The following is an 11,035-nucleotide window of genomic DNA, read 5'->3' as shown; positions in this document are numbered from 1 at the left end:
GGCCTGTCGGTCGTGCTGGTGCTGAACGAGGTGCTGCCGGGTCGGCCGGTCGCGCCCGAGGGCGTCTCCTACAGCCCGATCCCGGACATCGTGCCCGGTCTCGGGGGTGGGGCTCGGGGTGGCGTCGGCGTCCGGCGCAGTGGTGCCGGAGTCGGCGCCCGGTGTGGAGTCCTGGACGCGGATCGACCCGCCCTCCTGGGCGATGCGGACCACGAACGGCTCGGCCTCGGGATCGCCGAAGGTCTGCGTCCACAGCTGACGGCCGTCGGCGGTGCGGACCTCGCGGGGCGCGTCGATCGCGCCTCCGTCGGCGTCCAGCACGAGGAGCTCGGTGTCCTCCGTGGTCGCCTCCAGGCGGACCGCCGTTCCCGCCATCGTGGCGACGGACACGTGCCCGTAGCCGATCCACAGGTCCAGCGGCTCGCCGGAGGTCTCGTAATCGGGTGCGACCGTGACGCGCAGGTCGCTCGCCGCGAGCGTCGCGTAGCGGCCGGGGGCGGCGCTCGAGAAGCCGTAGGTGCCGAGCACGGGGAGCAGCTCGCGGTCGGTCGGCAGCACGGCGGCGCAGGCGGCCGTGACCAGCGCGACCGTCGCGAGGGCGATCAGCGCGATCGCGCGCCTCCGGAACAGGCCGGCGAGCACGATCACCACGGCGAGCACGAGCGCGGCCGAGGCGGCTCCGACGACGAGGGCCGTCGGTCCGGAGGCGGTGAGCGAGACCAGTGCGCCGGTCAGGGCGGCGGCGCCCAGGGCGAGCAGCGTGAGGCTCGCCCGCAGCCGGGGGTTCGCGGCGCGTCGGAGGCGCTGGCGCTCCAGGCGCGCGGCGGTGACGGCGGCGGCGGCGACTCGCGCCTCCTCCGCTCGGGCGCGGGCCGTCTCGCGGGCCGACGCGCTCTGCTGGGCGCGGAAGGCCTCCCGCTCGGCCCGCCAGGCCTCCTGGCGCTCGCGCCACTCGGCGACGGCCTCGGGGGACGAGGGGCGCTCGTCCTGCAGCCCGGGGTCGGGTGCGGGGTAGGCGGGAGCGGAGGGCGCGGGGTAGGGGAGCGTCGCGGAGGGGTGTGCGGACGGGGAGCCCTGGGCCGGGTGAGCGGCCGCGTCGTCCGATCGCCGGCTCCGCCGCACGATCCAGACCACGAAGGCCACGATCAGCCCGAGCACCACGAGCGACCACAGCGTCCGCCCGGTCGCGGGCGCCCAGGGCATCGCCCCGGTGTACGCGCCGCCGAGCGACCAGAAGCCCTGCGCCACCGGCAGCATCGAGGCGAGCACGAGGACGCCGATCCCGGCGTGCACCCGGTCGAGCGAGCCGCGGAGCAGCCGCTCCACCGGCAGGGCGCCGTCCTGGTCGGGCAGCAGCAGCCAGGCCGCGGCGTAGAGGAGGAGCGCGGGCCCGCCCAGCACCGCGACGACGAGCACGATCCCGCGCACGATCAGCGGGTCGATGCCGAGCCGGTCGGCGATCCCCGCGCCCGAGAACCGCTTCGTGCTCTGGCTGCGAGGCCTCGACCTGCCCCGCCGTCCCGGCTGGATCGGCGGGTCCGGGGGCTCCCGGGTCGGGGCTCTCGGGGCCGGTGCTGTCCGGGCCGGCGCTGTCGGGACCGGCCGCTCCGGGATCCGTCCCGATCGGCGTCGTCGCTGTGCTCGCCGCCTCCGTGCCGTCCGGCTCCGCGGAGCCCGGCGGGGTCGTGCTCTGTCCTGTCATGCTGCGAGTCTCCCGTGCGCTCCACGGCCCGGACCATCGGGGGAACCCCTGATCCGACCCCGAGAGCACCCCCGATCGTGCGGCCGACCTGTTTGGATGCAGGGGTGAGCACAGTCCCCGGCACCGCCGTCCGCCCCCCGCTGCAGCGGCCGCGGACGATGCTGCTCGGCGGAGTGTGCACCGCGGTCGCCGACCACCTCGGCTGGAGCGTGCGGAGGACCCGCCTCCTCGCCGTTCTCACGACCGCGCTCGGCGGGGGCGGCGCGCTCCTCTACCTCTGGCTCTGGGCCCTGGTGCCCCTCGCGCCGCTCGACTCGCGCGACGCGGATCCGGCCGTCCGCCGCTCCGCTCCCGTGGCCGGCCTGCTGACCCTCGCCGCCGCCGTCGCGGCGCTCGCCGTGCTGATCACCGTCGACAGCGGCGACGACGCCGACATCACGCGCGCGCTCGTCGCCGTCGGCCTGCTCGCGGGAGGAGCCGTCGGCTGGAGCCTCGGGCTCGACCGCGGCGACGCCGTCCGCCCCGCCCGGTACGGCTCCGCGGTGCGCCTCGCCTCCTGCGCGCTGCTGGTGCTCGCCGGAGCGGCCGTGCTCACCGGCCGCCCGAGCGCCCTCAACGCGGTCCTCGCCGTGGGCGTGCTGCTGATCGCCGCCGGTGTGCTGGCCGCGCCCCGGGTGGTGACCCTCTGGTCCGAGCTGATGGGCGAGCGCGCCGCCCGCGTGCGCGAGGAGCAGCGGGCCGAGATCGCCGCGCACCTGCACGACTCCGTGCTGCAGACCCTCGCGCTCATCCAGAACCGCGCCGGAGCCTCGAGCGAGGTCGCCCGCATCGCCCGCGCCCAGGAGCGGGAGCTGCGCGACTGGCTGTTCGAGCGCGACGTCCCGGTCGCCAACGACCTGGCCGCCGAGGTCCGGGCGATCGCCGCCGCCGTCGAGCTCGACTACCCCGTGCACCTCGAGGTGGTGGCCGTCGGAGCGTCCGTCCCCGGCGCCGCCGCGCTCCTCGCCGCGACCCGCGAGGCCGTGCTGAACGCGGCCCGGCACGCGGGCGGCGACGTCTCGGTGTACCTCGAGTCCTCCGTGCAGGGCGTCGACGTGTTCGTGCGCGACCGCGGCCCCGGCGTCGTCCTCGACGAGGTGCCCGGGGACCGCCTCGGCATCCGCGAGTCGATCATCGGCCGGATGGCGCGCGCGGGCGGCAGCGCGACCGTGCGCCCCGGAGTCGGCGGCACCGGCACCGAGGTGCATCTGCGGCTCCCCGCGGAGGTCGAGCGGTGACCCGCGTGCTGCTGGTCGACGACCACTCCATCTTCCGCTCCGGCCTGCGGGCCGACCTCGCCCCCGAGCTCGAGGTCGTCGGGGAGGCGGCCGACGTCGACTCCGCCGTCGGCCTGGTCGCCTCGCTCGCGCCCGAGGTGGTGCTGCTCGACGTGCACCTGCCGGGCGGTGCGGGCGGAGGCGGGGCCGAGGTGCTGCGGCGCAGCGCCGGGTCGTCGTCGCGCTTCCTGGCGCTGAGCGTCTCGGACGCTGCGGAGGACGTGGTCGGCGTGATCCGCGCCGGCGCCCGCGGCTACATCACCAAGGCCAGCTCCGGAGCCGAGGTGAGCCGGGCCGTGCTCGCGGTGGCGGGCGGGGACGCCGTGTTCTCGCCGCGCCTGGCCGGCTTCGTGCTCGACGCCTTCGGGGCGCTGGCGGGCGAGCAGGCGGAGTCGGTGGACGAGCTCGACCGGCTCTCGGCCCGCGAGCGCGAGGTGATGCGCCTGATCGCCCGCGGCTACGCCTACAAGGAGGCGGCGGCCGAGCTCTTCATCTCGGTCAAGACGGTCGAGTCCCACGTCTCCGCCGTCCTCCGCAAGCTGCAGCTCTCCTCCCGCTACGAGCTCACCGCCTGGGCCTCCGCGCGCCGCCTGCTCTGAGGCGCGCGCGAGCAGTCAACCCCGTCCCTCCTCCCGCTCCTGCCGTCCGACACTGTCGGGACCGACAGGAAAGGACGACCGATGGTGACCACCACCCCCGCTCTCCCGACCCTGGCCGAGCTCCTCCGCGACTCCCGGCCCGTGTCGCAGCTCTACGTCGACCTCGCGATCGACTCCGGGGATCCGCCGGACATCTCGCTCGAGCGCGCCACGTCCCTCGGAGACGAGCTCGCCCGCCAGGGTGCGCCGCAGGCCGACATCCAGGCCCTCACCGCTCTGCTCGAGGGGGCCGGGCGCCCCCAGGGCGGCTGCTGCCTCTTCGCGGTCGCCGTGGACGGGAGGGTCGTGCTGAACGAGGTGCTGCCGGGTCGGCCGGTCGCGCCCGAGGGCGTCTCCTACAGCCCGATCCCGGACATCGTGCCGCTGCTGCAGCACCGGCCCGACCTGCGCGTCCTCGTCGTCGAGACCTCGCGGGACGGCGGCGAGATCCGCCTGCACCGCCTGGGCGCGCAGCGACCCGAGGCCGAGCAGGCCGTGCAGGGCCGCACCGACACCCTCCACAAGGCGCAGGCCGGCGGCTGGCGGCACGACCGGTTCCACCACCACGCGGAGGAGATCTGGCGGCGCACGCAGGCCGAGCTCGCCGCCGCGGTGGACGAGCTCGTGCGCGTGCACCGGCCGTGCCTGCTGGTCGTCGCGGGGGACATCCACGCCCGGCAGCTGCTCGCGCAGCAGCTCTCGCCGAGCAGCGCCGCGATCCTGGCCGTCGAGCCCGTGAACACGCGGGCCGCCGGCAGCGAGGAGGGGGCGCTGGAGCGGTTCGTCGACGAGCAGCTCGACCGCATCCTGCTGCGCGAGAAGGAGGACGTGCTCGACGCCCTGCGCACCGGGGAGCCGCGCCGCATCGTCGAGTACTCGCTCGGCGCGATCGTCACGGCGCTGGCCTCGGCGCAGGTCGAGACGCTGGTGCTCGACCCCGGCCGACTGCGCAAGCGCGCTCTGCTGGCGCTCGCCGCGGAGCCGTGGGTCGCGTCGGCCCCGGAGGAGGCGCTGGGCGGCGAGGTGATCGACTCCGTCGACGCCGCCCTCGCGCTGGCCCGCGCCGCCGTGCTCACGGACGCGCGCGTGCTCGTCACCGACTCCCGCACCGCCCCGGAGGGGGTCGACGTGGTGACGCTGCCGCACGACGCCGACGCCGCGGCGATCCTCCGCTGGCGCACCGGCCCGCCGGTCCCGGGGGCCTGAGCGGCGGGTCCCCGAGCGTGGCAGGGCCCGGGCCCCGATCCTGTGATCGGTCCCGGGCCCTGTCCGGCCTCACGCCTGCTGGTCGTCCTCGCCCTCAGCGGCCGCGCGGCGGCGCGCTCCGAGTCCGAGCGCGGTGGCGCCCGCGGCCAGGAGCGCGGTGGCGCCCGCGATCAGGCCGACGCTCTCGACTCCGGTCGAGGCCAGCCCGCCGCCCGAGCCGCCGACGGGCAGCGGGGTCGGCGTGCCGGTCGGCGCGGTCGTGGGCACCGGGGACGGAGCCGCGGTGGGCGCCGCGGTCGGCCCGGCGGTCGGTGCCGTGGTGGGAGTCGCCGTGGGCGCGGTGGTCGGCGGGGTCGTCGGTGCCGTGGTCGGCCCGGCGGTCGGCGTCGGAGTCGGCGCCACCACCTGCGACGCCGGCAGGATCTGCACGATGGTCGGACGCGGTGCCGCCACCGCTCCCGCCGCCGTCGATCCGTAGTCCGGGAAGAACGAGGTCGGCGCCTCGAAGGTGCCCTCCTCGCCCGGGTGCTGCACCGCCACGAACACGTGCTGGTCGAGGTCGTGGACGATCGGTCCGCAGGTCTCGGCGTCGCGGGGCACCGAGAGGAACTGCTCCACCCTGCCGCGCGTCGCGCCCTCGAGCGCGACCTTGAAGAGCCCGTCGTTGTAGCCGATGCCGCTCGGGGCGCCGTCGGTCGAGATCCAGAGGTTCCCGACCGAGTCGAAGGCCAGGTTGTCCGGGCACGAGATCGGCGAGACCTGGTCCGCCGGGAAGCCGGAGAAGTAGACGACGTCGCCCTGCGCCTGGTCGCCGCAGAGCATCAGCAGGTTCCAGGTGAAGGTGCGGCCGGTCTGGTCGCCGCCGTCCTCGATGATCTCGACGATGTGGCCGTCGCGGTTCTCGGTGCGCGGGTTGACCTCGGTCGCGCCCTCCTTGGCGCCCTCGGTGCCGCGGGCGGAGTTGTTGGTGCAGGCCACGTAGATCCGGCCGCTGACCAGGCTGGGCTGCACGTCCTCGCAGCGGTCCATCTTGGTCGCGCCCGCGGCGTCCGCCGCCTGGCGGGTGTGCACGAGCACCTCGGCGACGCTCATCCCGGCGATCGTCGAGGCGCCGTTCAGCACCAGGGGCAGCCACTCGCCGATGCCGTCGAAGCCGCCGTCCGAGGGGACCGCCCCGGTGCCGGTGATCTCGGCGACGGGGGAGTCGCCGGCGAAGCGGGCGACGTAGAGGTCGCCCTCCTCCAGCAGGGTCTTGTTGTGGGCGCGGTCGCCCTCGATGTAGCGCTTCGTCGAGACGAACTTGTAGAGGTAGTCGAAGCGCTCGTCGTCCCCCTGGTACGCGACCACGCGGCCGTCCGGGGCGATGATGACGTTCGCGCCCTCGTGCTTGAGCCGGCCGAGCGCCGTGTGCTTCTTCGGCGTGGAGTCGGGGTCGAAGGGGTCGAACTCCACGATCCAGCCGAAGCGGTTCGGCTCGTTCTCGTAGCCCGGGGTGCGGGCGTCGAAGCGGGGGTCGTCGAGCTCCCAGAGGCGCGAGGTCTCGGAGTCGGCGAGGCCGTAGCGCTTCTCGGCGTCGCTCGTGCCGACGGCGCGGAAGTAGCCGTTGAAGTTCTCCTCGCCCGAGAGGATCGTGCCCCACGGCGTCGTGCCTCCGGAGCAGTTGCCGAGCGTGCCGAGCACGGTGCGGCCCTCGGGGTCGGCGACCGTCTTCAGCAGGTCGGTGCCGGCGGCGGCGCCGGTCACCTCGTAGGGGGTGTCGAGCAGGTAGCGGCGGTTGCGCTCGCCCCCGCGGACGTAGGCCCACGGGCGGTCGACCGCGGTGCGGACCAGCTCGACGACGCTGAGGCCGTGGGCGGCGCGGCCGACGGCGCGCACGCGCTCCGGCTCCGCCTCGAGCTGCGCGGCCGGGAACATGATGCTCTCGTTCGTGTACTCGTGGTTCACGACGAGCAGGGCGCGGAGGCGCTTCGAGCCCGGGATCTCGACGATGTCGGTGTAGTCGTTGTTGTAGCCGAACTGCGCGGCCTGGGCGACCTCCGTCTGGTCGGCGATGTCGAAGGCGGGGCTGTCGGCGAAGAGCGGGTCGCCCCAGCGGATGATCGGCTGCCAGGCGAAGCCCTCGGGGACGGTGAACCGGTCGACCGTGTACGGCACCGGAGCGATCGGAGTGAAGGCGAGCGGCGAGCCGTCGGCCGCGGTCGCCACGGCCGCCTCGGCGGTGGGCGCTCCTCCGGCGGAGGCGACGGCGACGGTGACCGCGCCGGCCAGGCCGAGGCCGAGGGCACTGCGGCGGGAGAGCTGCGACGAGACGATGTCGCGGAAGTAGCTGTTGTGCGACGTGTTGCAGGTCGCGGTGGAGCAGGCATTGGCGCACTTCAGCGCGCAGGTGACGGGGCTGCGCTTGCCGCGCACGTGGCCGGCCATCGGGAGGAGGAGCGGGCGGCGGGCGGTGTCTGACATGGAGGTCCTTCGATCACGAGCAGGAGACGCGATCGAGGCAAGCAGGGGGAGGGGGCGCCGATGCCGCCGGGTGGAGGCTCCTCCCTGAACGGAATGTGAACGTTCTCACAAGAAGGTGAGGCTCACCTTCCCTCCCTGCGGCCCTCCGAGCGTGCCTCCAGGACCGCCCCGACGTTCCCCGCGATCCACTCGACGACCGGCAGCAGCCGCTCGGCCAGCTCCGCTCCCAGCGGCGTCAGCCGGTACTCGACGTGCGGCGGGACGACCGGCCGCGCCTCGCGGTGCACGAAGCCGTCCTCCTCCAGGATCCGCAGCGTCTGGGCGAGCATCTTCTCGCTGATCCCGCCGATCCGGCGGCGCAGAGCGCCCCAGCGCAGCGTGCCCGGAGCGAGCGCCGCGAGCACCAGGACGCCCCACTTGCTGGTGACGTGCCCGAAGACCTCGCGGCTCGGGCAGTCGGCGGAGTAGACGTCCCCGGCGAGCAGGGGGGAGTCGGCGATCGTCATGGGTGCTCCTCGGGACAGGGGTGGTGACTGTACTAACGAAATAGTGGGTACTGCATTCCGGGAAGCAGGAGGAGGATGCGCCGGTTGCACCCTCCTGGCGGCGGACCCCGCCCGCCCCACCCGTCAGGAAGGACCCCTCATGACCCTCGTCGTCACCGGAGCCACCGGCCACCTCGGCCGTCTCGCCGTCGAGCACCTGCTCGCCCGCGGCACCGCCGCCTCCGACATCGTCGCCACCGGCCGCGACGCCGCGAAGCTCGAGGCGCTCGCGGCCGACCTCGGCGTCCGCACCGCCGTCGCGGACTTCGACGACCCCGCCTCGCTCGACGCCGCCTTCTCCGGCGCCGAGGCCGTCCTCCTCGTCTCGGGCTCCGAGGTCGGCAGGCGCGTCGCGCAGCACACCGCCGCGATCGACGCCGCCGTCCGCGCCGGCGCGCGCCTGGTCTACACGAGCGCCCCGAAGGCGACCACGAGCGCGCTCATCCTCGCCCCCGAGCACAAGGCCACGGAGGAGGCGATCGCCGCCAGCGGCGTCCCCGCCGTCGTCCTCCGCAACGGCTGGTACAACGAGAACTACGAGCAGACCGTCGCCGAGCTCGCCTCCACCGGCAGCACCCTCTCGAGCGCCGGCGAGGGCCGCGTCGCCAGCGCCGCGCGCACCGACTACGCCGAGGCCGCAGCGGTCGCCCTGACCGACCCGTCCCTGGTCGGCACCGTGCACGAGCTCTCCGGCGACACCGCCTGGAGCTTCGACGAGCTGGCCGCGATCGTCGCCGAGGTCGCCGGACGCGACGCCGCGATCGGCCACGTCTCCTCCGACGAGCACGCCCGCGTCCTCACCGGCGCCGGCGTCCCCGAGGGCGGAGTCGGCTTCGTCGTCGGCCTCGACGCGAACATCGCCGACGGCCTCCTCGGCGGGACCGACGGCTCGCTCGCCCGCCTGATCGGGCGGCCGACCACGCCGATCCGCGCGTACGTCGAGGAGCAGCTCGGGCGCTGACGCTCCGGCGTCCCCGTCGGCCGGGTCCGGCTCGCAGGAGCACCCCGCTCCCGCGAGCCGGACGGTGGCGCGCCCGGCCCTCCCGCGGCACCGCGCCGGGCACTCCCGTCCGCGGCTCCGCGCCCGCCCTCCGCGGCTCCGCGCTCGACCCGCCGCACCTCGCGCCACCGTGTCGGCGCCCCGACGTAGGCTGTCCGCCATGACCTCGACGACGCCTCGCTCCGGTATCGACCGCTCCGAACTCGACCCCGCGACGCGCCCGCAGGACGACCTCTACCGGCACGTCAACGGGCTCTGGATCGACCGCACCGAGATCCCCGCCGACAAGGCGCGCTACGGCTCCTTCCACGTCCTCCAGGAGGAGGCGGAGAAGGCCGTGCGCGACATCATCGTCGAGGCGCAGACCGCGCAGCACGGCACCGAGGAGCGCCTGTTCGGCGACCTCTACGCCTCCTTCATGGACGAGGAGCGGGCCGAGGAGCTCGGCGCCGCCCCGATCGCCGACGACCTCGCCGCCGTGCAGCGGGTCGACTCGATCCCCGGCCTGCTCCGCGCGGTCGGCGCCTTCGAGCGCACCGGCGTCCCCGGGCTCTTCGGCCTCTTCGTCGACAACGACCCGGGCAGCCCCGAGCGCTACCTCGTCTTCGTCAACCAGGGCGGCCTCGGCCTGCCGGACGAGAGCTACTACCGCGAGGAGGAGTTCGCCTCCGTCCGCGAGGCCTACACGCCGTTCGTCGCGCGGATGCTGGCGCTGGCCGGCATCGACGCCGCCGAGGCCCGCGCCGAGCGCATCGTCGCCCTCGAGACCGACCTGGCTGCCGCGCACTGGGACAAGGTCCGCAGCCGCGACAGCCAGGCGACCTACAACCTCCGCTCCTGGTCCGAGGTCGAGGAGCTCGCCGCGGGCGTCGACCTCGGCGTCTGGCTCACCGCGATGGGCGCTCCGGAGGGGGCGCTCGCCGAGGTGGTCGTCCGCCAGCCGAGCTTCCTCCAGGGTCTCGCGGGCCTGCTCACCGAGGACCGGCTCCCGGCCTGGCGCGACTGGCTGTCCTGGCAGGTGATCCGCGGAGCCGCGGCCTACCTGTCCAGCGGCTTCGTCGACGCCAACTTCGACTTCTACGGCCGCACCCTCACCGGCACCCCGCAGAAGCGGGAGCGCTGGAAGCGCGCCGTCTCGCTCGTCGAGGGCTCGCTCGGCGAGGCGGTCGGCCGCACCTACGTCGCCCGCCACTTCCCCGAGACGGCGAAGGCCGCGATGGACGTGCTGGTCGCGAACCTCATCGAGGCGTACCGCCGCTCCATCGTCGACCTGGAGTGGATGAGCCCCGCCACCCGCGAGCGCGCGCTCGAGAAGCTCGCGAAGTTCACGCCCAAGATCGGCTACCCGGTGCGCTGGCGCGACTACTCCGCCCTCTCGATCGACCCGGCCGACCTGCTCGGCAACGCCCGCCGCGTGGCCGAGTTCGAGTTCGCCCGCGAGCTCGGCAAGATCGGCCGCCCGCTCGACCGCGACGAGTGGTTCATGACCCCGCAGACGATCAACGCGTACTACAACCCGGGCTTCAACGAGATCGTCTTCCCGGCCGCGATCCTGCAGTTCCCCTTCTTCGACGAGGCCCGCGACCCCGCCGCGAACTACGGAGCGATCGGCGCCGTCATCGGTCACGAGATCGGCCACGGCTTCGACGACCAGGGCTCGCGCTTCGACGGCGACGGCCGCCTCACCGACTGGTGGACCGAGGAGGACCGGGCCGCGTTCGAGGAGCGGACGAAGGCGCTCATCGCGCAGTACGACGCGCTCGCTCCCGCGACCACGCCCGGGCACCACGTGAACGGCGCCCTGACCATCGGCGAGAACATCGGCGACCTCGGCGGTCTCGGCATCGCCTGGAAGGCGTACCTGCTCTCGCTGGACGGCGAGGAGCCGCCCGTCGTGGACGGCCTGACCGGCGCCGAGCGCTTCTTCCTCTCCTGGGCGCAGGCCTGGCAGCAGAAGTCGCGCGACGAGGAGACGATCCGCCTCCTCGCCATCGATCCGCACGCTCCGGCCGAGTTCCGCTGCAACCAGATCGTCCGGAACATCGACGAGTTCTACGCTACTTTTGACGTCTCCGAAGGCGACGCCCTCTGGCTCTCCCCGAGCGAGCGCGTCACCATCTGGTAGTCGCCGCCGACCACCTCCGCACCACGGACGAGGAGCCCCGGGC

The 11,035-nt window shown here is 74.6% G+C and carries 7 protein-coding genes and 1 pseudogene; 5 read left to right on the top strand and 3 right to left on the bottom strand.

Annotated elements, in window-relative coordinates:
• Positions 1-1,461: PspC domain-containing protein (locus tag C5B92_RS08765; protein ID WP_258061318.1), on the bottom strand; the 1,461-nt coding region annotated here is incomplete at its 3' end.
• Positions 1,462-1,806: 345 nt separating this feature from the next.
• On the opposite strand from C5B92_RS08765, the gene C5B92_RS08760 reads away from it, so the two are divergent.
• The 3 genes from C5B92_RS08760 to C5B92_RS08750 all read left to right on the top strand — a co-directional run bounded on the left by C5B92_RS08760 (position 1,807) and on the right by C5B92_RS08750 (position 4,862).
• The gene (locus tag C5B92_RS08760; protein WP_104222840.1) at positions 1,807-2,979 is read left to right on the top strand and encodes a sensor histidine kinase; all 1,173 of its coding nucleotides are present in this window, start codon (positions 1,807-1,809) and stop codon (positions 2,977-2,979) included.
• A complete protein-coding gene (locus C5B92_RS08755) occupies positions 2,976-3,617 on the top strand; it encodes a response regulator transcription factor (RefSeq protein ID WP_104225749.1) in 642 nt (213 codons plus the stop codon). Before C5B92_RS08760 ends, C5B92_RS08755 begins: the two co-directional genes overlap by 4 nt.
• A gap of 81 nt (positions 3,618-3,698) precedes the next feature.
• Positions 3,699-4,862, top strand: coding sequence for a Vms1/Ankzf1 family peptidyl-tRNA hydrolase (locus C5B92_RS08750; protein WP_104327008.1), 1,164 nt, complete (start codon positions 3,699-3,701; stop codon positions 4,860-4,862).
• 420 nt (positions 4,863-5,282) lie between these two features.
• Here the strand turns inward: C5B92_RS08750 and C5B92_RS08745 are convergent.
• Positions 5,283-7,322, bottom strand: a pseudogene (locus C5B92_RS08745) (PhoX family phosphatase); the annotation flags it as partial.
• 122 nt (positions 7,323-7,444) lie between these two features.
• A complete protein-coding gene (locus tag C5B92_RS08740) occupies positions 7,445-7,828 on the bottom strand; it encodes a helix-turn-helix domain-containing protein (protein ID WP_104256663.1) in 384 nt (127 codons plus the stop codon).
• 139 nt (positions 7,829-7,967) lie between these two features.
• Here C5B92_RS08740 and C5B92_RS08735 point away from each other — a divergent pair, with 139 nt between their 5' ends.
• Both C5B92_RS08735 and C5B92_RS08730 read left to right on the top strand, forming a co-directional pair.
• Positions 7,968-8,828: an NmrA family NAD(P)-binding protein gene (locus C5B92_RS08735; RefSeq protein WP_104256662.1), complete on the top strand. Its 861-nt coding sequence runs from the start codon at positions 7,968-7,970 to the stop codon at positions 8,826-8,828.
• A 199-nt stretch (positions 8,829-9,027) separates the two neighbouring features.
• Positions 9,028-10,992, top strand: coding sequence for a M13 family metallopeptidase (locus tag C5B92_RS08730; RefSeq protein ID WP_104222834.1), 1,965 nt, complete (start codon positions 9,028-9,030; stop codon positions 10,990-10,992).
• Positions 10,993-11,035 lie beyond the last annotated feature (43 nt).

Origin of the sequence: Rathayibacter sp. AY1A4 (assembly GCF_002930955.1) — a bacterium.
Taxonomy (GTDB): domain Bacteria; phylum Actinomycetota; class Actinomycetes; order Actinomycetales; family Microbacteriaceae; genus Rathayibacter.
Note: the sequence above shows the minus strand (reverse complement) of the source record. Positions and strands in the feature narration are given on the sequence as shown.

Coding starts and splice junctions, on each gene's coding strand:
- C5B92_RS08740 (WP_104256663.1), bottom strand. CDS start 7,828: ATGACGATCGCCGACTCCCCCCTGCTCGCCGGGGACGTCTACTCCGCC.
- C5B92_RS08735 (WP_104256662.1), top strand. CDS start 7,968: ATGACCCTCGTCGTCACCGGAGCCACCGGCCACCTCGGCCGTCTCGCC.
- C5B92_RS08750 (WP_104327008.1), top strand. CDS start 3,699: ATGGTGACCACCACCCCCGCTCTCCCGACCCTGGCCGAGCTCCTCCGC.
- C5B92_RS08730 (WP_104222834.1), top strand. CDS start 9,028: ATGACCTCGACGACGCCTCGCTCCGGTATCGACCGCTCCGAACTCGAC.